We start from the raw sequence: 20,946 nt of genomic DNA, 5'->3' as shown, positions 1-20,946 counted from the left end.
TCATCGCGCGCCGCCCAGCCAGTCCAGCGACTCCCCGGCGCCGCTTCCCCGCACGCCCACCAGCTCCAGGAAGGCGTTCTGGAGGGAGGGCGCGTCACCCCGTACCTCTTCGAGGGTGCCCTGCGCGCGGATACGGCCCGCCACCATCACGGCGACCCAGTCGCACAGCGACTCGACCAGCTCCATCACATGGCTGGAGAAGACGACGGTCGCTCCCGAGTCCGTATAGCGCTCCAGGACGCCCCGGATCGTCTGTGCGGAGACCGGGTCGACGCCTTCGAACGGCTCGTCCAGGAAAAGCACCTGGGGATTGTGGAGCAGCGCTGCCGCGAGGCCGATTTTCTTTCGCATACCTGTCGAGTAGTCGACAACGAGTTTGTGTTGCGCGCCCGCCAGGTCCAATACATCGAGAAGCTGAGTGGCCCGTTTGTCGACTTCTTCGCCCGGCAGCCCCCGCAGTCGCCCGGTGTAGCCGAGGAGTTCCCGCCCGGAGAGCCGCTCGAAGAGCCTCAGTCCCTCCGGCAGGACCCCGATCCGCGCCTTGACCTCGACGGGATCCCGCCAGACATCGTGTCCGGCGACCCGTACCCGCCCCTGGTCGGGCCGGAGGAGGCCGGTGACCATGGACAGGGTCGTGGTCTTGCCCGCGCCGTTCGGTCCGACCAGGCCGATGAACTGGCCCGCGGGCAGTTCGAGGTCGATGCCGGCGACGGCGATGTGCTCACCGAAGCGCTTCCACAGCCCTTCGACCTGAACGGCCGGCTCGGCGCGGGCGGCCCCTTCGGCCCCCAAGGACCCTTCAGCCCCCAAGGCCCCCTCGGCTCCCAAGATCCCCTCGGCCCCCTCGGCCGGTGTCCGATCCCGTGCCTGGTCCCGTGCCTGGTCCGGCATCGCGCACCGCCTTTCGATGTCTCGTACAGATGTCCCCGCAAAGCTACGGGGACCACCTTAAGTACGAGCGCGATGGAGCGGCACCGCCTATGCGCGGCGGGCCCGCCGCGCGGCGGCCTCCCGTCCGCACGCGTACGCGAGCGGGCTCATCAGCTCCTCGACGTCCGGCAGCCAGCGGTTGGCGTGCGTCGGCCGACGCGCCCACTGCACCGCGGCGCTGCCGCCGACCCGCGTCGGCGGGGCCGCCACGTACTCCCCCTCGCCCCGCGTGACCAGGTCGATCGCCTCGGGCGTCCAGCCCAGCCTCCGTACGAGATCGTCCACCTTGAGCACCGCCCCGGGCAGTACGAAGAACAGCATCCGCCGGTCCGGGGTGCGGGTCACCGGCCCGAGCGTCAGCTCCATACGCTCCATCCGGGCCAGAGCCAGGAAGCCGGCGGACTCGGGTACGTCCAGCGCGTCGAAGGTGCGTCCCGTCGGCAGCAGGACCGACGCCCCGGGCTGCTTCGACCAGAGTCTGCGCGCCGCGACCGCGCTGCCCGTCGCCTGGGCCGCCCAGTCGGGACCGGTCGCGTGCGCCCCCGGCGCAGGGCAGTCGGGCCGCTCGCAGGAGCACGTCTCCCGGCCGTCCGCCGCCTCCAGCCAGGTACCGGGGAACACGTCCCAGTGCCGCTCTTCCGCGTACCGCACCGCGCTGTCCAGCAGCAGGTCGCCCCGCTGTTGAGGGATGTGCCCGGTGCCCGTCACTCCGATGGTCTCTTCCACGAACAGCACAACTACCGCCGCCACCACGGGTTACGGGGTGCCCGTTGCCACGCCGGGGAACATCCGCCCTGCATGCGGGGCGCATGGATGCATGGGCGGGGGCGCGCGGGAAGGGGTGGGCCGGTAAGGGGGTAGCCACCCTCGGGGGTCCGACAACATATGGGCAACGCGGGCGGCACACGGGCGAGTCCCATCGTGTTTACCGAAGCTTTCTTAAATTCCTCGAATTTTTCCGTTATCACCGAACATGTGCATTCTTTGCATATGTGACGGGCAGTGTTCAGTGAGCTGATCACTGCGGCCACAGGGGGTATCCATTGGCAGCCAGACCACTCGTCGCGCGCCAGCCGAACGAACGGCTCCAGGCGCTCATTCAGGAGGCGGGGTGTTCCAACGCCGGTCTCGCCCGGCGCGTCAACATGGTGGGCGCGGAGCGCGGGTTGGACTTGCGCTACGACAAGACCTCGGTGGCGCGCTGGTTACGGGGTCAGCAGCCGCGTGGCCGGGCCCCGGGCGTCATCGCCGAGGCGCTGGGCCGGAAGCTGGGCCGTACGGTCACGATCGACGAGATCGGGATGGCGAACGGCAAGAATCTGGCCTCGGGGGTCGGCCTTCAGTTCTCGCCCACCGTCATGGGCGCGATCGAACAGGCCTGTGAGCTGTGGCGCAGCGATGTGGGCCGCCGTGACTTCCTCTCCGGCTCGGCAGTGGCGTCCTCGGCGCTCGTCGAGCCGAGCAGGGACTGGCTGATCACGGGCGCGGACCCGGCCGTCGCGCGCAACACCGGTGCGCGGGTGGGGGATTCGGACGTCGAGGCGGTACGGGCCATGACCGTGGCCCTCATCGATCTGGACCACCGTTTCGGCAGCGGCCATGTACGTCCGGTCGTCGTCCACTATCTGAACAGCGTGGTCTCGGGCCTGCTCTCCGGTTCGTACCGGGAGTCGGTCGGCCGACGGCTCTTCGCGGCGGTCTCCCGACTGACCGAGCTGGCCGGCTATATGGCGATCGACACCGGTCAGCCGGGTCTCGCCCAGCGCTACTACATCCAGGCGCTGCGGCTGGCCCAGGCGTCCGGGGACCGCGGCTACGGCGGCTATGTGCTGGCCGCGTCGATGAGTCATCTGGCGGCGCAGCTCGGGAATCCGCGCGAGATCGCGCAGTTGGCGCGGGCGGCGCAGGAAGGGGCGCGTGGTCAAGTGGCGCCGCGGGCGCAGGCCATGTTCTACGCGGCCGAGGCCCGGGGGCACGCGCTGATGGGCGACGCCCGCACCTGCGAGGCGGTCGTCGGCCGGGCGATCACCGCACTGGAGCGCTCGGGCGACGCCTCGGGCGACGACCCGGACTGGATCACGCATTTCGATCACGCCTATCTCGCCGACGAGTTGGCGCACTGCTACCGCGATCTGGGCCGGCCGGAGGCGGCGGCCCGGCATGCCGAGGACTCGCTCGCGGGCCATCCCGAGTCCCGGGCCAGACGGCGGGCGATCGGGCTCGTCCTGCTGGCCACCTCCCAGGTCCAGCAGCGGGAGGTCGAGGAGGCGTGCCGGACCGGCACACGCGCGGTGGAGCTGCTGGGCACGCTGCGCTCCAGCCGGGGCGCGGAGTATCTCGACGATCTCCAGCAGCGGCTGGAGCCGTATGCCAACGAGCCCGCGGTGCGGGAGTTCGGGGCGCGGCTGGAGATCCACGCGGCGTGATGGCGCCAGGTCCTGCCCGGTCGGTCTTCGTGGCGCACGAGGACCGACCGGACAGGACCTGGCGGGGCCCTGGGCGGGTGACGCCGTGTGGGCGCCGTGGGAGGTGCGTGGGGGGCGTGGGGTTGGCGTGAGAGTGATCAAGTCCGGGGCGGGGTGGGTGAATTCGGACCCGTAATCAGCGTCTTGAGAGGATGAGTTGTTACAGGGCCGACGCGCGTGGCAGTGGCCGCGATTCACCCGGTAGCGTGAGCCGACGATTCGGTAGGTCTACACGTTCCACACGTAGGAGTCCTGGTGACGCACAGCGGACAAGGGGATGAGCCGCAGCACCCCGCCGCTCGCCCCGCGCACGAAGGCGTAGTGCTGCCCAGCGACGGCAGCGGGCCCTGGATTCCCGGCTCGGCCGCGGACCAGGACCGGGTCGTGCCGACCGGGGGGCAGCCGTGGGGAGGGCCCTGGGGCCCCCAGGACGGCGGCCAGGAGCAGCCCGGGTACGGCGGCGCCGCGCCGTCGGCCCCGGGGGCCGTACCGCAGTCGTATGGAGGGACCTACGGGCAGTCGTACGGACAGCCGTACGAGCCGCAGCAGGGGCAGCAGGGCGACCGGTCGTACGGCGCTCCGCTCCCGCCGGCCCAGGGGCAGCTGGCCGCCGGTCAGCAGGCCCCGGGACAGCAGCCTCCGGGACAGCTGTACGCGCCGTACCAGCAGTATCCGCAGGGGCAGCGGCTTCCGCAGGAACAGCAGCTTCCGCTGCCCCAGGAACAGCAGCTTCCGCTTGCGCCGGGGCAGCAGCTTCCGCCCGCGCAGTCGGTGCCGCTGCCACAGCCGCTTCCCCCGGCGCAGCCCCACTCGCAGCCGTTGCCGCCGCCCGTGCCCGGCAGCGCGGACGCGACGCAGTATCTGCCGCCGGTGCCCGCGATGGGGGACTCGGACGCCACGCAGTTCATCGCGCCGGTCCCGCCGGGCCCGCCGGGCCCCGGCATGCTGCCGCCGGAGAGCGCCGCGGAGGCCACGCAGTATCTGCCGTCCGCCGCGCCGCCCCCGCATGGCTCGGACGCGGACGCCACGCAGTTCATCGCGCCCGTCCCGGCGCAGGACATCCCGGCCGCGCCTCCCGGCGCCCCGTACGGCATCCGGCCCGGCGCTCCCGGCGACCGCCAGCCGCCCGCGGAGTTCGACAACCTCTTCCGTACGGATGGGCCCGGCGCGGGGCAGGGCGCGGAGTCGACGCAGCAGATGCCCCAGTTCGACGCGGGCCGTGGCGCGCACCCACCGCGGCAGCGCCGGTCGTACGGCTACCCGCAGCCGCCGGTCCAGCACCAGCCACCGCAGGGGTCGCCCCAGGGGTCCCCTCAGGGACCGCCCCAGGCCCGGGGCGCCGGCCGCCGCAAGTCCTCCCGCGCGCCCATGATCGCGGCCGTCGTCGTCGGCTGCGCCGCCCTCGGCCTGGGCGCGGGCGCGCTGATGAGCGGCGGCGGCGACTCGCCCCAGGGAGACGACAGCAAGACGGTCGCGTCGGCGAGTTCGCCCAGCACGGAACCCTCCACCCAGGCCGCCCCGGACCCGGTGAAGCAACAGGCCGAGGCGCTCGACAAGCTCCTCGCGGACAGCAACAGCAGCCGCTCGACGGTCATCAGCGCGGTCGAGGACATCAAGTCCTGCGACAACCTGGACCAGGCGGCCACCGACCTGCATGGGGCGGCCGAGCAGCGCAGGGGACTGGTGACCAAGCTGGAGGCGCTGACGCTCGACAAGCTGCCGAACCACACCGAGCTGACGACCTCCCTCACCGACGCCTGGCAGGCCTCCGCCTCGGCGGACGACCACTACGCGGCATGGGCCAAGCAGACCGAGGGCAAGAAGGGCTGCAAGGACGGCCACGCACGCAACACCTCGCAAGCGGCCAAGGGAAACCAGGCGAGCGGCGAGGCCACGGCGGCGAAGCAGAAGGCGTCGGGCCTGTGGAACAGCATCGCGAAGCAGTACGGCCTGACGGAGCGCGCCCCGACACAGCTGTAGCCCAGGGCGGCACGCGGGCGGTCGCCGGGGGCCGCTCCGAGACGGCGCCTCACCACCACCCGCCGACGCCGTCCGGGCCGCCAGGGTGGTCCGGGTCGCCCGGGCCGCCAGCGTGGTTCGGGTCGGCGGTCACCGACCCGGTTCCCGGCGGGCAGTCGCCGGGAAGGCCATTCCCCGCGATCGGATCCCCGCGCCACAGCAGGGTCACCCCGTGCTCGTGGCAGTAGGCGCCGGTCTCGTCCTCGTACGGGAAGTCATGGCCCCCCTTGACGCACCCCGTCACCGTGCCGACTCCGCACCGGTGAGGTCGGAGGCATGGCGCTCCAGAAGCCACTGACAGTCGAGCGCGAGCAGCCGTACCTGAACGTGTGCCGCCAGAACCCCGTCGCCGAGTTCTTCCCCCGCGTGGCGCTGGATGCTGTCCAGGCGGGCGGTCAGCCGGTACCAGTCGGTGCCCCCGCGCCAGAGCCGGTCGGCTCCGGAGCGTGCGACGGGGAGCAGTTCACCGATGTGCGCACGGAGGGTCGCGGCCAACTCGGCCAACTCGTCGCGCGTGCGCGTCCCGGAGCCGACCTGCCGGGCGCGGTCGATGGTTCGCTGCCACCGGGCGATGGCTCGCCCCTCTCCCTCCGGGACGGTTCCTGGCTCAGGAGTGGTGCGTGGCAACGGTGTTGCGCCGGTCCCGGCCATGGTCATGGCTCCTCGTCATCATGGTGTCGCTCGATCGGTGCTCGATCAGCGTGGCTGGGCCTGCCACACCAGACGAGGCCTCCTGGAGGACTTGGCGGCGGCGGTTAGAGGACCTTTTTTGCACCTTCGGGTGATGAGGCGACACGAAGCGGGCCTGGTGCGAGACTGCAAGTCCCGTCTCACCGACGCTGGAGGTAGAGCGTGTCCCGACCCACAGGCAATATCAGGCTCAAGTCCGCCCGAGTGGCGGCCGGCTACACCTCGCAGCAGGCGTTGGCCGATGCCCTGACGGAGGCCGCCGAGGGGCTGGGAATCCAAGGCCTGGCGATCGGGGTGCGGCAGGTCCGCCGCTGGGAATCGGCGAATCCCCCCTGGCCGCAGCCGGATTGTCAGCGCGTGCTCACGCGCATGCTGGGCCAGGACATGGAATCCCTGGGATTCGTCGCACCCTGGGAAACCACCGGCGCGAGCCCGGATCGGCTGCGCCGGAATCTGATCACGACCACCGTGGCCGCCGTCGGTCTCGCGGCCGTCCCGACGCGGACGGCCTCGGCTGTGCAACCCGCCAGCGTGGCGGCCGATTTCACGGCGGTGACCCACTCGCACCGGCGCTTGTACTGGTCGGTGGCGCCCACCACGCTGTATCCGGCGGCGGCCGCGCATGCCTCCCTGGGGTGCGCGTTGCTTCCCGAGACCGCGGGGCAGACGCGAAAGCTGATCGCTGCCGCGTTGTCCGAGACATGGTTGCTCGTCGGCCGCATCGAGTTCTTCGACTTGCGTGAACCGGATCGGGCGAGCGACACGCTGCTGCGGGCGTTGCAGGCGGCGGGGGAGGCCGATGATCCGTTGCTCGGGGCCGCCGTCCTCGCGCACACCGCGTTCATCCCGGGGTGGGAGGGGCGGCGCGATGATGCGCTGGAGCGCATGGTGGCGGCACGTACCTACGCCCGACGCGGCCCGGCGTCGGCAGAGTTCGAAGCGTGGTTGGACGCGGTCGAGGCCGAGTGTGAAACGCGCTGCGGAAACAGCAGGACGGCGCTCAATCTGATCCGGCATGGCGAGGACGCCATCGCCGCGGGGTCGCGTCATCCCAATCCGGAATGGATGGACTGGTTCGGCCCGGCCCGCCTCGCGGCGTTCAAAGGCAACACCCAGCTCAAGGCCGGCCATGTGCCGCAGGCCCGCGCCACTCTTCTCGCTGTGCTGGACGAGTTGCCGCCCGGGGAGGCCAAACAGGCCACGGTCGTCCTCGGAGACCTGGCCGCCGTCGAGGCGGCGGCGGGGAATCCCGGCGAATCCTGCCGGTACGCGATCCGCGCCCTCGACCAGTTGGCCATGACGTGGTACGCCACCGGAATGGAGCGGGTGCGTGAGGTACGGAAGTCGCTCGCGCCGTGGCAGTACGAGCCCTGTGTCCGGGAGCTCGACGACCGGCTGTACAGCTGGTCGACGACGGTCAGTGCCCTTGCGCGCTGAGCTTGGCGATCTGCTCGGGAAGTTCGACGAGGCTGTCGATCCGCAGGGTCGGCAGCCTCTTCGCGTCCTCGGTCCTCCACTGGACGGTGGCCCATGGCCCGCGTCGGATCAGCGCCGTGCGCATACCCGCCGTGAGGGCAGGGCGGATGTCATTGTCGAGGCGGTCACCGACGTAGAGGATTTCGTCCGCCCCGAAGGGCACGGCGTCGGCGACACGAACGAAGAACTCCGGGTCGGGCTTGCTCGCGCCCCAGTCGTCGGAGGTGCCGATCAGGTCGACATCGTCCGCGAACAACTCGCGGAGGATGCCACCGGCCCGAACGGTCTGATTGCCCGCGATACCGAGCCACTGCCCGCTCGCCCGCAGTTGGGCGAGGGCGGGGCGGACGTCGGGGTACAGGTCGCTCTCGTCGAAGTACTCGGGCCGGCCGGCCCTGGCGCGCGCCTCACGCTGCTCGTACAGTTCGAATCCGGGCCGGAATTCCTGGAAGACGTCGCGGTAGTCGCGGCCCTGGGCGATCACGGCGCCGAACATCGCGGCGAAGGTGTGACGGGGGACCCCCAGCCAATCGGCCCAGGTGCCGTACTCCCGGGTCTCGTCCACCAGGCATTCACCGACGTCGAAGACCACCGCGCGAATCATGGTCGCGAGTGTATGGCCCGGTGCCCTTGGGCGCGCTCACTCCGCCGAGGTGGGTGGGCCCGGGGGCGCCCCCCCCGGCCGGACAGGACCTAGTGCGAGCCGTTCAGCGTCTGGCCCACGTTCACGAAGCCCTTCTTCTCCGCCACCAGCCTGCCGTCGCGCACCACTTGGAACGTCACGTTCCCGTTCACGATCCGCGGGAAGCCCGGTGTGCCCAGCATGTCCTCGTAGCGCCAGCGCAGCGGCGGGGTCAGGCCGCCCGTGTCGACGCGTACGCCGCGGTCCAAGGTGTCCGCGATCTTGCCCGCGGTGATCGTCTCGCTGTTGATCGTCTCGACCACCGCCTTGAGGGCGGTGTACGCGATCCAGGTGGTCTGGGCGCCCGGGTCGGCCGGGTCGATATCGTTGTCGCTGAAGGCGAACTTGTCGATCACGTCGCGCATCGGCTGCCACGCCGGGTCGCTCGTCACCGGGTACCAGCCGGTGAGGTAGGCCCCCTCGAAGGGGCCGTTCTTGCCGCCCGTGCGGTTGATCAGTGGCTGGCCGACGCTGCCGAGGACCGAGGAGACGCGGATGTCGAGGCCGTCCTCGGGGAGGCGGCGGTAGGAGTCGAAGAAGGTCTCCGTACGGTCGCCGAGCACCGCGGTGACACAGCCCTCGTCCTCGGCGCTCTCGCGGGCGCGGGCGGCCTGGCTGGTGTAGTCGGTGGCGTCCTCCGCCGCGCGGATGTCGGTGACCGGGCCGCGCTTGCCCCTGGCCAGGCCCGAGTTGAGCAGGTCGGGCAGATCGTCGCCCGAGATCGTGTCGGGCCGTACCAGCACGGTCTTCTCGCAGTTACGGGCCAACTGGAGGCCGCTGCCCGCGAGGAGCGCGGCCTGGCCGCCGTTGACGGGGTAGGAGAGGAAGCTCGTGAACTCCTCCTCCGTGACGCCGTATCCGCCGATGTACGGGATCGACGCGGCCTCCAGTGGCGCCATGAACTCGCGCCCGTGCTGGCTGTACGAGCCGACGACGGCGACGGCCTTCTCCTTCACCGCCCGGCGCGCGCATTCGGCGGCGCCCGCGCTGTCGTTGCGCTCGTTGCAGGTCAGCACGCGCAGTTCGTGGCCGTCGATGCCGCCGGAGGCGTTGACCCAGCGGGCGTACGCCTTGGCCATGGCGGGCATACCGGGCAGATTCGTGGCATTCGTGCCGACCGGCGCCCAGGTCATGACGGTGACGGGCTCCCTGGAGCCCCCCGAGCCGCCGGGGAGAACGCCACAGCCGGTCAGGAGGGGCAGGAGCGCCGCCCCGGCCACCGTCATACAGAAGGCGCGGACCACGCCGGACTGGAAGGGGCGGAGGGAGGAAGAGCGTCGCCAACCGGTCATACTCATGCACACTTCCGCCCTCCGAGTAACGCCGGAGTGAGCGTGGTTCAACGTTCGGTGTCCTGGAGGTGAATTGCGGGGGCCCGGACGAACGCTCCCGTGCGGAACGTAAAGTCGTGGACTGTGCAGCAAGGTTCCGAGAACTCTTCCCGTCGTGCCCGTCGCTCCCCCACCATGGGCGGCATGCCGCTCAATGACATGCCGTGGTGGCGCTGGCGCAGCAATGTGCGCTCGGCGCTGCACATGCTTTCCGATCCCGTCTTCCACCAGGAGTACTGGCTGGCCGGCCTGGAGGGGTACGGCGACGTCACCGACGCCGTCTACCGGCTGGTCGAGGACACCTGGCTGGACAACTGGTCCGCCGAGAAATACGTCGGCACGATCTTCCGCGACTCGGGCGAGGCCGCCCTCGTCGATCTCGCCGTGCTCCGGGTGCTGCGCATCATGCACCAGGTCGGGGCGGACGCGCCCGTCTCCGCCTATCTGGAGCACCATGGCTGGCCGGAGGCGGTACGGGCGGCCCGCGAGGCGCACGTACGGCTGGCGACGAGCGACGGGGACGATCCGGACGTCCTCCCGACCTCGCTGGATGTGCTGCGGATCATGACGCGGTCCGCCTGACCCCGCCATGACATGGTGACCTCACCCGGTGTCACCCACGGGTCACCGACGGCACAGGCGCAATGTCCACGTACTGGCCGAATCCGGGGCGCGCGGGACAGATGTGGGATCCTCTGGGGTCATGACCATCGAGACGCCGCCACCCGTCGCCCCGCCGTCCGACCAGTACGTGCTCACGCTCTCCTGCCCGGACAAACAGGGCATCGTGCACGCCGTGTCGAGCTATCTCTTCATGACCGGCTGCAACATCGAGGACAGTCAGCAGTTCGGGGACCACGACACCGGTCTCTTCTTCATGCGGGTGCACTTCTCGGCGGACGCCCCGGTGACCGTGGAGAAGCTACGGGCGAGCTTCGCCGCCATCGGCGACTCGTTCCGGATGGAGTGGGCGATCCACCGGGCGGACGAGCGGATGCGGATCATCCTCATGGTCAGCAAGTTCGGCCACTGCCTGAACGATCTGCTCTTCCGGGCGAGTATCGGCGCGCTGCCGGTGGACATCGCTGCGGTCGTCTCGAACCATACGGACTTCGCCGATCTGGCCGCCTCGTACGACATTCCGTTCCATCACATCCCGGTGACCAGGGACACCAAGGCGGCGGCCGAGGCCGAGCTGCTGGAGCTGGTCCGCGCGGAGCGGGTGGAGCTGGTGGTGCTCGCCCGCTACATGCAGGTCATCTCGGACGATCTGTGCAAGCAGCTGAACGGCCGGATCATCAATATCCACCACTCCTTCCTCCCGAGCTTCAAGGGCGCCAAGCCGTACCACCAGGCGCACGCGCGCGGAGTGAAGCTGATCGGCGCGACGGCGCACTACGTGACCGCCGATCTCGACGAGGGCCCGATCATCGAGCAGGAGGTCGAGCGGGTCGGCCACCAGGTCACGCCCGCGCAACTGGTCGCGATCGGCCGGGACGTGGAGTGCCAGGCGCTGGCGCGCGCGGTGAAGTGGCACGCGGAGCACCGCATCCTGCTCAACGGGCATCGCACCGTCGTCTTCGACTAGGTCCTGTCCGACCGGACAGGACCTAGCGGTCGGCTCCGACAGCGGTCGGCTCCGACCGTGGGGTCTCAGAGACGGCTCATCGTGGCCGCCGCGCACAGCACATCCCTGATCGCCTCACGGTCACCCTCCTGACCCGCCGCCGCGTCCTCCGGCGAGACCCGTCCGGCCACCAGCTGGCAGAACTCGACGCCGTCCAGCGCGACGTGCGCCACGGAGCGCTCGCGCGAGCCCACCGCCGCCGGTGAGTCAAGCGCGATGAACCAGTCGCCGCCACCCGCGCCCTCGATCTCCAGTCGCAGCGAGCGGCCGGGCGACCCCGCCGTCACCAGCTCACGGGCCGGTCCCGCGAGACCGCTCCGGCGGCGGATGGCGAGCGCGGCGGGCAGCAGCCGGGTCGCCAGATCGATCATCTCGCGCAGATGGCCGCCGCTGGGCGGCTTGTACGGGTAGTCCACCGCGTCCGCGATGTCCGCGCCGTGCACCCAGCACTCGAAGGCGCGGTCGAGCAGCGCGTCACGCAGGGGCAGCGCGAAGAACCCGTACGACACGGAGAGTTCGGCGACCCCGCGGCCGGCGAAGGACACCGTTCTGATGAGGGTGTGGCTCTGCTCGCGCCAGGGCTCGTGGATGATGCGGGTCGGCGGCGGCTTCGCGGCCCGCCAGAAGCTCTCCGTGCGCTCGGTCGGGTGGACGGGCGCGTCGGAGCCGAGCGGATCGTCGAGACCGAGGGAGGCGGCGACCAGGCCGTCGACGGTCATCAGATGGCCGATCACCCCGGCGACGGTCGTCCGGCGGGAGACGGCTCCCTCGTCCTCGTACCACTTGAGCCGTACGGGCGCGTGCCACTCGGCGTCGCCGATGTCCCGCAGGAGCGCGTCGAGCCGCGCGGTCTCGGCGTCGTAGGCGGCGGCCCAGCCGGGCACCGGGACACGGGCGGGCCGGCGGCCGAGGGCGTTCTCAAGGACGCGGGAGCGCAGCAGCGGGTCGAGGTCGAGGTTTCCGTCGGCGTGCAGCAGACCCACGGCGTCGCGCAGCCGAAGCGCCTCGTCCGCGCAGGGGGCGCATTCGGTGAGATGCGCCTCGACGAGCGCGGTCTCCTCGGCGGAGCAGGCGCTCAGCGCCCAGGCCCCGAGCAGCGACATGAGCACTTTGTGCGACAGCGGCTCGGCGGCGGCTGTCACGCGGTCAGGTTCTGTCACGCGGTCCGGTTCTGTCACGCTGCCCGGTTCTGTCAGGTGGTCCGGTTCCGTCACTCTGCCCGGTTCCGTCACGTCGTCCGGTGCCGTCCTCGGTGCCGGGATACGGAGGAAGGCCGTTGGCTCGTCCGGCTCGCGACCTTCAGGGGAGCCGCCGTCCAGAGGGCCGGTCACAAGGAACGTCCGTTTCCCGGTGGCGACGAGCCGCTCCGGGCTTGGGTGTTGGCCGTGGAGAGCAGTTGCAGCCCGAGCCGCAGCCGGCGCCGCGCCTCGTCCTCCGTGACACCGAGGTCCGCCGCGGTCTGGCGGTAGTCCCTGCGCTGGAAGTACGCCAGCTCCAGCGCGTCCCGCAGGGGCGCCGGCATCGACCTGACTATGTAGTCCGCCCGCGCGGCCGCCGAGACCTGGCTTATCCTCTGCTCCAGCTCCTCCGCCGAACCCTCGCCGCGCGCCTCGTACGCCTCCGCTTCCGTACGTCGGAGCCGCTGCACGGCCAGCCGCTGTGTGACTTTCGCCACCCATGAACGTATGGAGCCCTGTTTCGGGTCGTATGTGTCCGGGTTCTCCCAGACATGACCGAAGACCTCACGGGTGATCCGGTTCGCCGCGTCGTCGTCGTCGAGCACCCGGTGGGCCAGGCCGTGCACCAGCGACGCGTACCGGTCGTACAGCTCACCGAGAGCCGCCGCCTCGCCCCGGGACAACCGCTGGTGCATCCTGCGGTCCCACCGGGGCGGTGTGTCCTTCGCCATGCGCCCCCCAGCCCTGTTCCTCCGTGCGCCTGCCCGTGCCTGTCTCCGTGCCCCTGTCCCTGCCTCTGCCTCTGTCTCTGTCCACCATCATGTCGAAGCCTGTTGGTGGCCACCATTGGCCATCGTTCCTTCGAATGTAATGGGCGCCGCCGACAACGCACTCCCCTTTGCCCAAGTGCGCCCCCGAGGCGCTCCTGCGGGCCTGGCGCGGGGGCGTTGGGGGGCGAAGTGAGGTTTCACAACGTTTCGCGATGGCGCTGAGGGGCAGTCGCGGGATAAGGAACCGCAACTTCCGGATCAGCCCAGGAACCCGACGAAAGGTCCAGGCGCGTGACGCTCAAGATGGAGGAGTCCGAGCAGGGCCGGTGGACTGTGCTGCACATCACCGGCGAGCTGGATATCGTGACATCACCCGAGGTCCGCCAGCGGGTCCACGACGCGGTGGCCGCCGGGCGCCACGCGCTCGTGCTCGATCTCTCCCAGGTGTTCTTCTGTGACTCCAGCGGGGTCGGCGTACTGATCGCCTCGCGCAGACTGCTCCACTCCTGCGGGGGCAGGCTCCATGTCATCCTGCCCGCCCGCGGCGCCGAGGCGGGTTCGCATGTCAACCGGGTGCTGGCCGCGCTGGGCGTACGCCGTCTCTTCGAGGTCTACCCGGACGTGCCCGCGGCCGTCGACGACGCGGTCCAGCCGCTCTCCGCATAGCGGCTCCGCGCGTAACGGGGCACATCGCGCCCCCCGGCCGTCGTACGCTCCGGGGATGGACAGCGCAGAGTACGAGGCCAAGATCGCCTCACGGTTCGCAGCCTTCGATCAGGACGGCAGCGGGTACATCGACCGCGAAGACTTCAGCGGAGCGGCGGCGGCGCTGCTCGCCGAGTTCGGTACGACGGCACGCTCCGACAAGGGACAGGCGCTCTACAGCGGGGCCGAGGCGTTCTGGCAGGGCATGGCCGGGATCGCGGATGTGGACGGCGACCAGCGAGTCAGCAGGCAGGAGTTCGTCACCGGCGCGGTGAAGCGGCTGCGGGACAACCCGGAGCGGTTCGCGGAGATCGCCCGCCCGTTCCTGCGTGCCGCGATCGCCGTGGCCGACGAGGACGGCGGCGGGGTGACCCGCGCGTCGGCCGAGCGCGCGCTACGGGTGCTCGGTGTCGAGCAGGAGGCGGCGGCGCAGGTGGCGGCGGAGCTCGACGTGGACCACGACGGCAGGATCCATGAAGGAGAGATCCTGTCGGGCTTCGCGGCGTACTACGTGACGCCGGAACCCTGATGAGCGTCCGGGGCCGGTGCGCCGGCCCCGGGTGCGGTGCACTCACCACGCGTGAACTCCGCACTCGTGGAAGGGGAAAGCCCTGGTCCCAGCGGTCTGAACGCGTCACCGTCCGTGGCCGGAACCCGGCGCCCGAGGTCGATACCGGGTTGTGTCCTGGCGGCGGGCCGTCACAGGCCGGAGTCGTGTCCGCCCTCCGGTACGCTCCGTGGGGTGCGAGAGGTTGCGAGGCGCGACGGTCGCGGTGCCGCCGGTACGGCGGCTCCGGGAACGCGAATGTGCGCCGCTCGCGCGGTACGAAGGCGCCGTGTGCGCCCGTGTTCGACTCCCCGCGACGGGCGTCGCACAGTATGCACTACGCGTACTCCTTCGCGCTGGAATATGCCCGAAGCGCTTGTTGCGGTGACTGTACGTCAACCATGCTGTCTCGCAGGGAAAATCACGTTCCGTGACTCTTGAGACTCTTGTGACTCTGTTGAGGACCTTGTCGAGGCGCGAGGCGATGTGTCCGCCGGTTCGGATGGTGTGAGCGGTGCAGGTGCTTCAGGTTCAGTTGGAGGTCGGGCCGGATCCCGCGGAGGTGGGACGGGCCCGCAGATGGGCCCGTTCCAGGCTGGCCGGTTCCGGCATAGAGGACGACGAGCCGGTCGCCGAGACGCTGATCCTGCTCATCTCGGAGCTCGTCACCAACGCCGTGGTGCACACCGGCTGTCCGGCCGTGCTGCGGATGCTCTTCGGGGCGGGAGCGGCCGAGGCGGGGACGGTACGGGTGGAGGTCGCCGATACCAGCGCCTGCCCGCCGCGCCCGCGCCACGCGGACGGCGAGGACACCAACGGCCGCGGGCTGGAGCTGGTCGACGGTCTCGCCGACCGGTGGGGCTGGCAGCCGGAAGGCGCGGGCAAGCGCATCTGGTGCGAGGTCGACAGAAGCGCGCCGGGGGTGGCGGCCGAGGCATGCGCCCCTGCCGCGTACGAGCTCCCGTGCGCCGTCCCGCGGCCCGCGTGACGCCGGATCCGCCGGTTCCCGGGGCCCGTATACCGGGGTGAGCCGGATGGAGACGAGGCCCTAGGTCCTGTCCGGTCGATCTTCGCGGATAAGCCCGCGGCGTCTGGTGTCGTGCATCGCAAGGCGGAGGATCGCCCATGTACTGGACGTACTTGGGCGACTCCGACAACGCGGCGAGGTGCGGTGCCAGGCGTCGCGGGCCCGCGAAGATCGACCGGACAGGACCTAGCGGCCCGATCCGGCTCCCGCGCGGAACGTACGCCGGTAGACCGTCGGCGGGACCCCCAGCGCCGACTGGAGATGCTGGCGCATCGACTGCGCCGTGCCGAACCCCGCGTCCCGCGCCACCTGATCGACCGACAGGTCCGTCGACTCCAGCAGTTGTCTGGCCCGTTCGACCCGTTGCAGCACCAGCCACTGCCCGGGGCTGATCCCGGCCTCCTCGCGGAAGCGGCGGGTGAACGTCCGTACGGACATCGACTCCTGTTCCGCCATGTCGCGCAGTTGTATCGGCTGGTGAAGGCGCGCGAGGGCCCAGTCGCGGGCGGTCGCGGTGGTCGCCAGCTGCGGTTCCGGGACCGGGCGTTGGATGTACTGCGCCTGGCCGCCGTCCCGGTACGGCGGGACGACCGTACGCCGCGCGACGTCGTTGGCGACGGCGGTGCCATGATCGCGCCGGACGATATGCAGACAGAGATCGATGCCGGCGGCGACCCCGGCGGACGTCAGCACATCACCGTCGTCGATGAACAGAACGTCCGCGTCCACCTTGACCCGTGGGAACAGCCGCTGGAAGTGGGCGGCGGAGGACCAGTGGGTGGTGGCCGGACGGTCGTCCAGGACCCCGGCGGCGGCCAGCACATAACTGCCGGTGCAGATCGAGACCATACGGGTGCCCGGCCGCAGCCGGGCGAGGGCGGCGTGGAGTTCGTCGGTGAGCCTGCCCTCGTCGAAGACCGGACCCAGTTCGTAGGACGCCGGTATGATCACGGTGTCGGCGGTGGCGAGCGTCTCGGGGCCGTTCTCGACGAGGATCGCGAAGTCGGCGTCGGTCCGTACCGGCCCCGGTTCCCGGACCGAGCAGGTCACGATCTCGTAGAGCGGCTCGTGGGAGGAGTCGCGTGCGCGGCCGAAGATCCGCTGCGGGATGCCCAGTTCGAAGGGGATCGCCCCGTCGAGGGCGAGGACGGCGACCCGGTGCGGGCGGCGGTCCTGCATGGTGTGCTCTCCTCTCCCGCGGACTTCGCGGTCCGTTCCCCGGAATACCTCTGGTGGTCCAGACCTTTACTTGATATCAGTCGCGTCTGTGACTGAAAAGCGCACGGTGGCTCCGGGCATTCCCGAACCGACCGCACCTTCGCACGAATCCCCGGCCGGATCAGCCCGGGAAGAGGCCGTCCGTACCCTCTGGAACCCTGACTTCCGGCTGTTCTTCCTCGCCCGTACCGTGGCGCGCTTCGGGGACGGCATGGTGCCGGTGGCCCTCGCCGCCGGTCTGCTCGACGCCGGGTACGGCGCCTCGTCCGTCAGCTTCGCGCTCGGCTCCTGGATGGCGTGCTTCGCGGGATTCGTGATCGTCGGCGGGGTGCTGGCCGACCGGTTCACCCCGCGCCGGATGATGGTGCTGGCGGACGGCGCACGGCTGGTGGGTACGGCGGTGCTGGCCTTCGCCTTCGCCGCCGGAGCGCCCGCGCTCTGGCTTGTGTACGCGCTCAGCGCGCTCAACGGGCTGGGCGCCGCCGTCTTCCAGCCGGGGGTGGCCAGCATGCTCCCGAGGCTGGCTCCGGATGTGCAGCGCGGCAACGCGGTGCTCCGGGTCGCGGAGTCGCTGATGACGATGGCAGGTCCGGCGGTCGCGGGCGCGCTGGCCGGCTTCGGCGGGCCCGGTCTGATCTTCGGTGTGAACGCGGCCACCTTCGGGATCAGCGGGATCTGTCTCTTCCTGATCCGGATGGAGTCGGTCGCGCCGGTGGTGACCGGTGAGTCGATGCTCTCCGAACTGATGGGCGGCTGGCGCGAGTTCCGGGCCCGGTCCTGGCTGTGGGGGGTGATCGCCGTCTGGTCGGTGTACGGCATCACCGTGCTGGGCCCGATCACACCGCTGGAGGCGGTCGTCGTCACCGAGCGGCACAGCTCGGCGGTGTTCGGTCTGATGATGACGGTCCAGGGCGCGGGCAATGTGGCGGGCGGGCTGCTGGCGATGCGGCTGCGACCGGCCAGGCCCCTGTTCGCGGGCGCGCTCGCGCTGTTCGGGGTGATCGCGAACGTACTGGTCCTGGCGTACGACGTGCCGGTGCCGGTGCTGGCCGCCGGCTTCTTCGTCGGGGGTGTGTCGCTGGCGTTCTGGCTGGTGATGTGGTCGACGACGGTCCAGACACAGGTCCCCGACGCGGCGCTCAACCGGCTGCACGCGTATGACGTGGCGGGCTCGCTGATCATGCTGGCGGTGGGGCGGGCGCTGGCCGGGCCGGTCGCGGAGGCGGTGGGGGTACGGGAAGTGCTGGTGGCCGGGGCGGTGATCAATGTGGGGGTGTGCGCGGTGCTGCTGGCGGTACCGGCGATCCGGGGCCTGAAGCGTGTGGAGTGAGGGGGAGTGAGGGCGGGCGGTGGGCCCGACGGCGGGCGGTACGAGGGGGTGGCCCGATCCGTGGCCCGATCCATCGCCCGTCTCCATGGCCGGATCCATGGCCCGCCTCCCTGGCCCGCCTGCTTGGCCGGATCCGTGGCCCGCCTCCTTGGCCGGATCCATGGCCCGATCCTGATGAATGCTGACCGTCGGGCCACTCGTTCCCGGCGCGGCCCCCCTGGATGCTGTCTGACGTGACCCAGACAACCGACCTCGCCGCCGCACAGCCCGATCTGCCCGAGACCTCCACACCGTCCGAGACCCCCGAGTCCGCGGTGTCCGAATCCCCCGCGCCCCGCACGCCGGGGCGCGTCCACCGGGCGTGGTTCGTCGCCGTCGTCACCTTCGTGACGATCATCGGCGCGGCGGCCTTCGCCTCGCTGCCCGGTCTGCTGATCGAACCGCTGCACACGGAGTTCGACTGGTCGCGCGGCACGATCGGCTTCGCCGTCTCGGTCAATCTCGCCCTGTACGGACTGACCGCGCCGTTCGCCGCGGCGCTGATGGACCGCTTCGGCATCCGCCGGGTCGTCGCCGTCGCGCTCACCATCATCTCGGCCGGTTCCGTGCTGACCGTATGGATGACCGCCGCCTGGCAACTGGTGCTGTACTGGGGCGTTCTGGTCGGTCTCGGCAGCGGTTCGATGGCGCTGGCCTTCGCCGCTACGGTGACCAACCGCTGGTTCGTGGCGCGACGCGGTCTGGTCACCGGCATTCTCACCGCGGCGGGCGCCTCGGGGCAGCTGGTGTTCCTGCCGCTGCTCTCCTGGCTGGTGGAGCACCACGGCTGGCGCCCGGCCGCCGTCACGGTCGCGCTGGCCGCGCTCGCCGTGGTCCCGTTCGTCTGGCTGCTGCTGCGGGACCATCCGGCGGATGTCGGGCTGCCCGCGTACGGCGCGAAGACGTTCGTACCCAAGCCCGCGCCGGTGACCGGTGCCGCGCGGCGTGCGGTCTCGGTGCTGTTCTCGGCGGCGCGCACCGGACCGTTCTGGCTGCTCGCCGGGACCTTCGCGATCTGTGGCGCCTCGACGAACGGCCTGGTGAAGACCCACTTCGTACCGGCAGCGCATGACCACGGCATGCCGATCACGGCCGCCGCCTCGCTGCTCGCGGTGATAGGCGTCTTCGATGTGGTCGGCACGATCGCCTCCGGCTGGTTCACCGACCGCTTCGAGGCGCGCAGGCTGCTGGCGGTCTACTACGCGCTGCGCGGTGTCTCGCTGCTCTTCCTGCCCATGCTGCTGGCGCCTTCCGTCCATCCGCCGATGCTCTTCTTCATCGTCTTTTACGGCCTGGACTGGGTCGCCACCGTTCCCCCGACCATCGCCCTGTGCCGTGAGCACTACGGCGAGGACAGCGCGATCGTCTTCGGCTGGGTCCTCGCCTCCCACCAGGTCGGTGCGGCGGCGGTCGCCTTCGCGGGCGGTCTGGCGCGGGACGTCTTCGGCTCGTACGACGTGGTCTGGTACGCCTCGGGGGCGCTGTGCGCGGCGGCGGCGCTGATGGCGCTGGTGATCAGGCGCAGGCCGGCGGTGGCGACGGCCACGGTCTGACGGTGCGGCGGGGCCGACGGGAGGTGTGGGACGAGCGGGGGAGGCGTGGTCAGCGGGGCAGCAGGGAGCGTTGCGCCCGGCCGTACCGGCCGTACCGACCTGACCGGCTGGACCGACCTGACCGACCTGACCGGCCGGACCCGCGGTCGGACGTGGCCCCTTTGGCCAGGACCTTCGCTATCTTGCGCGCGTCGATCGCCATCTCACGGAGGTTGCCGCTGATCGGGTTGGTGAAGCCGACGAAGTAGAGACCCCGCGCCCGCTCCGGGGTGCGGCCGCCGTGGGTCACCGGCCGCCCCCGCTCGTCCAGTACGTCCAGATGCCCCAGCAGGTCCTCCAGGGCCCGGCGGTAGCCGGTCGCCGCGATGACCACCTCGGGGGTGATCCGCGAGCCGTCCGCCAGCACGACCGTGTCGTCCTCGAAGGACTCGACCGCCGCCACCGGTTCGACCCGGCCCGTGCGTACCGCCTTGATCAGACCCACGTCCTGTACGGGGATCGCCCCCTCGCGCACGCGCGAGTACAGGCCCGTATCCGGGCGCGGCAGGCCCTTCGCCGACAGGTCGGGCAGCGAGATCCGGGCCAGCGTCCGGGCCGCCCGGTCGACCAGACGGACCGGCACCCGGCGGACCAGTATGGCCGTCGCCTGCGCCGGCCAGCCCAGCGTGGAGCGGCGCACGATGTGCGGGGCGGTACGGACGGCCAGGCGCACCCGCGCCGCGCCGCCCTCGACGAGATCCACGGCGATCTCCGCGCCCGTATTGCCCACGCCGACGACCAGGACGTCCTTGCCCGCGTACGGCCGGGCGTCGCGGTACTCGCCCGCGTGCAGCAGCTCGCCGCCGTACGACGCGCGGCCCGGCCAGGACGGCAGCCGGGGGGTGTGGTTGTAGCCGGTGGCCACGACGACGGCGCGGCCGGTCAGCTCCCGGCCGCCGGTCGCCCGCAGCAGCCAGCCGGTCCCGTCGGGGGAGGGCTCGACCCGGGTGACCTCCACGCGGGTGACGATGTCCAGGCCGTGGAACTCCGCGTACTTCTCCAGATAGCGCACCAGCCGCGCGCGGGGCACCCACCGCCCGAAGGAACGTGGGATCGGCAGCCCAGGCAGCGCCGACATCCGGCGGGTGGTGTGCAGCCGCAGCCGCTCGTAGTGGCGGCGCCAGGAGGCGCCGACGGCGTCAGACTTCTCCAGTACGACGGCCCGTACGCCCTGTTCACGCAGTGCGGCGGCGACGGCGAGCCCACCGGGTCCCGCGCCGATGACGTACACGGGAAGGCTGTTGGCGCGGCCGGAATCGTCGGACATGAGAGCTGAGCGTAACCGGATCCTCACTTGTTGGGTATCGGTCAAGGCGGAAA

21 protein-coding genes are annotated in these 20,946 nt (G+C 71.1%); 10 read left to right on the top strand and 11 right to left on the bottom strand.

What is annotated here, in order from left to right; translation table 11 throughout:
* Both ABTZ59_RS03635 and ABTZ59_RS03630 read right to left on the bottom strand, forming a co-directional pair.
* Positions 1 to 891 (bottom strand): ABC transporter ATP-binding protein, encoded by an 891-nt coding sequence (locus ABTZ59_RS03635; RefSeq protein ID WP_351389689.1) that lies wholly within the window; start codon positions 889 to 891, stop codon positions 1 to 3.
* Between the two features lie 87 nt (positions 892 to 978).
* Positions 979 to 1,665 carry a bifunctional DNA primase/polymerase gene (locus ABTZ59_RS03630; RefSeq protein WP_351390119.1) on the bottom strand — a complete coding sequence of 229 codons (687 nt, stop codon included), beginning with the start codon at positions 1,663 to 1,665 and terminating at the stop codon, positions 979 to 981.
* A 308-nt stretch (positions 1,666 to 1,973) separates the two neighbouring features.
* Here ABTZ59_RS03630 and ABTZ59_RS03625 point away from each other — a divergent pair, with 308 nt between their 5' ends.
* On the top strand, positions 1,974 to 3,356 hold the full coding sequence (locus tag ABTZ59_RS03625; RefSeq protein WP_351389685.1) for an NsdA family TPR-like regulatory protein: 1,383 nt from the start codon (positions 1,974 to 1,976) through the stop codon (positions 3,354 to 3,356).
* Positions 3,357 to 3,623: 267 nt separating this feature from the next.
* On the opposite strand, the gene ABTZ59_RS37330 is transcribed toward ABTZ59_RS03625, so the two are convergent.
* The gene (locus ABTZ59_RS37330) at positions 3,624 to 4,205 is read right to left on the bottom strand and encodes a hypothetical protein (protein WP_503001932.1); all 582 of its coding nucleotides are present in this window, start codon (positions 4,203 to 4,205) and stop codon (positions 3,624 to 3,626) included.
* A 21-nt stretch (positions 4,206 to 4,226) separates the two neighbouring features.
* Between ABTZ59_RS37330 and ABTZ59_RS03620 the strand changes: the two genes are divergently transcribed.
* Positions 4,227 to 5,375 carry a hypothetical protein gene (locus ABTZ59_RS03620; RefSeq protein WP_503001930.1) on the top strand — a complete coding sequence of 383 codons (1,149 nt, stop codon included), beginning with the start codon at positions 4,227 to 4,229 and terminating at the stop codon, positions 5,373 to 5,375.
* Between the two features lie 49 nt (positions 5,376 to 5,424).
* On the opposite strand, the gene ABTZ59_RS03615 is transcribed toward ABTZ59_RS03620, so the two are convergent.
* On the bottom strand, positions 5,425 to 5,658 hold the full coding sequence (locus ABTZ59_RS03615; RefSeq protein ID WP_351389679.1) for a hypothetical protein: 234 nt from the start codon (positions 5,656 to 5,658) through the stop codon (positions 5,425 to 5,427).
* Positions 5,655 to 6,065 (bottom strand): DUF6415 family natural product biosynthesis protein, encoded by a 411-nt coding sequence (locus ABTZ59_RS03610; protein WP_351389676.1) that lies wholly within the window; start codon positions 6,063 to 6,065, stop codon positions 5,655 to 5,657. Before ABTZ59_RS03610 ends, ABTZ59_RS03615 begins: the two co-directional genes overlap by 4 nt.
* Positions 6,066 to 6,266: 201 nt before the next feature.
* Here ABTZ59_RS03610 and ABTZ59_RS03605 point away from each other — a divergent pair, with 201 nt between their 5' ends.
* Positions 6,267 to 7,541 (top strand): NsdA family TPR-like regulatory protein, encoded by a 1,275-nt coding sequence (locus tag ABTZ59_RS03605; protein ID WP_351389667.1) that lies wholly within the window; start codon positions 6,267 to 6,269, stop codon positions 7,539 to 7,541.
* On the opposite strand, the gene ABTZ59_RS03600 is transcribed toward ABTZ59_RS03605, so the two are convergent.
* Together ABTZ59_RS03600 and ABTZ59_RS03595 are read right to left on the bottom strand one after the other, a co-directional pair.
* A complete protein-coding gene (locus ABTZ59_RS03600) occupies positions 7,522 to 8,184 on the bottom strand; it encodes an HAD family hydrolase (protein ID WP_351389665.1) in 663 nt (220 codons plus the stop codon). The two genes, ABTZ59_RS03605 and ABTZ59_RS03600, sit on opposite strands and share 20 nt — an antisense overlap.
* Positions 8,185 to 8,273: 89 nt before the next feature.
* Positions 8,274 to 9,554, bottom strand: a complete 1,281-nt coding sequence (locus tag ABTZ59_RS03595; protein ID WP_351390116.1) for an ABC transporter substrate-binding protein — start codon at positions 9,552 to 9,554, stop codon at positions 8,274 to 8,276.
* A gap of 174 nt (positions 9,555 to 9,728) precedes the next feature.
* On the opposite strand from ABTZ59_RS03595, the gene ABTZ59_RS03590 reads away from it, so the two are divergent.
* Both ABTZ59_RS03590 and purU read left to right on the top strand, forming a co-directional pair.
* Positions 9,729 to 10,175 carry an SCO4402 family protein gene (locus ABTZ59_RS03590; protein WP_249952090.1) on the top strand — a complete coding sequence of 149 codons (447 nt, stop codon included), beginning with the start codon at positions 9,729 to 9,731 and terminating at the stop codon, positions 10,173 to 10,175.
* Between the two features lie 121 nt (positions 10,176 to 10,296).
* The gene (gene purU / locus ABTZ59_RS03585; protein WP_249952089.1) at positions 10,297 to 11,181 is read left to right on the top strand and encodes a formyltetrahydrofolate deformylase; all 885 of its coding nucleotides are present in this window, start codon (positions 10,297 to 10,299) and stop codon (positions 11,179 to 11,181) included.
* Between the two features lie 65 nt (positions 11,182 to 11,246).
* Here purU and ABTZ59_RS03580 read toward each other — a convergent pair whose 3' ends face one another.
* Together ABTZ59_RS03580 and ABTZ59_RS03575 are read right to left on the bottom strand one after the other, a co-directional pair.
* Entirely contained in the window at positions 11,247 to 12,551 is a 1,305-nt protein-coding gene (locus ABTZ59_RS03580) for a maleylpyruvate isomerase N-terminal domain-containing protein (RefSeq protein ID WP_503001925.1), read from the bottom strand.
* Complete coding sequence (locus ABTZ59_RS03575) at positions 12,548 to 13,129, bottom strand: RNA polymerase sigma factor (RefSeq protein ID WP_351389659.1); 582 nt, start codon at positions 13,127 to 13,129, stop codon at positions 12,548 to 12,550. The genes ABTZ59_RS03580 and ABTZ59_RS03575 overlap by 4 nt, the downstream gene beginning before the upstream one ends.
* 330 nt (positions 13,130 to 13,459) lie before the next feature.
* Between ABTZ59_RS03575 and ABTZ59_RS03570 the strand changes: the two genes are divergently transcribed.
* The 3 genes from ABTZ59_RS03570 (at position 13,460) to ABTZ59_RS03560 (ending at position 15,408) form a co-directional block, all read left to right on the top strand.
* On the top strand, positions 13,460 to 13,834 hold the full coding sequence (locus ABTZ59_RS03570; RefSeq protein ID WP_351389656.1) for an STAS domain-containing protein: 375 nt from the start codon (positions 13,460 to 13,462) through the stop codon (positions 13,832 to 13,834).
* Between the two features lie 55 nt (positions 13,835 to 13,889).
* Positions 13,890 to 14,402 carry an EF-hand domain-containing protein gene (locus ABTZ59_RS03565; RefSeq protein WP_249952085.1) on the top strand — a complete coding sequence of 171 codons (513 nt, stop codon included), beginning with the start codon at positions 13,890 to 13,892 and terminating at the stop codon, positions 14,400 to 14,402.
* Between the two features lie 532 nt (positions 14,403 to 14,934).
* The gene (locus tag ABTZ59_RS03560; RefSeq protein ID WP_249952084.1) at positions 14,935 to 15,408 is read left to right on the top strand and encodes an ATP-binding protein; all 474 of its coding nucleotides are present in this window, start codon (positions 14,935 to 14,937) and stop codon (positions 15,406 to 15,408) included.
* 225 nt (positions 15,409 to 15,633) lie between these two features.
* On the opposite strand, the gene ABTZ59_RS03555 is transcribed toward ABTZ59_RS03560, so the two are convergent.
* Positions 15,634 to 16,626, bottom strand: coding sequence for a GlxA family transcriptional regulator (locus ABTZ59_RS03555; RefSeq protein WP_351389649.1), 993 nt, complete (start codon positions 16,624 to 16,626; stop codon positions 15,634 to 15,636).
* An 88-nt stretch (positions 16,627 to 16,714) separates the two neighbouring features.
* Between ABTZ59_RS03555 and ABTZ59_RS03550 the strand changes: the two genes are divergently transcribed.
* On the top strand, positions 16,715 to 17,995 hold the full coding sequence (locus ABTZ59_RS03550; RefSeq protein WP_351389646.1) for an MFS transporter: 1,281 nt from the start codon (positions 16,715 to 16,717) through the stop codon (positions 17,993 to 17,995).
* Positions 17,996 to 18,216: 221 nt separating this feature from the next.
* A complete protein-coding gene (locus ABTZ59_RS03545; protein ID WP_351389641.1) occupies positions 18,217 to 19,587 on the top strand; it encodes an MFS transporter in 1,371 nt (456 codons plus the stop codon).
* Positions 19,588 to 19,636: 49 nt separating this feature from the next.
* Here the strand turns inward: ABTZ59_RS03545 and ABTZ59_RS03540 are convergent, their stop codons facing one another.
* Entirely contained in the window at positions 19,637 to 20,893 is a 1,257-nt protein-coding gene (locus ABTZ59_RS03540) for a flavin-containing monooxygenase (protein WP_351389637.1), read from the bottom strand.
* Positions 20,894 to 20,946 lie beyond the last annotated feature (53 nt).

The organism is Streptomyces sp. NPDC094034, from assembly GCF_040303865.1.
Taxonomy (GTDB): domain Bacteria; phylum Actinomycetota; class Actinomycetes; order Streptomycetales; family Streptomycetaceae; genus Streptomyces.
This window is presented reverse-complemented; position numbering and strand designations above follow the sequence as displayed.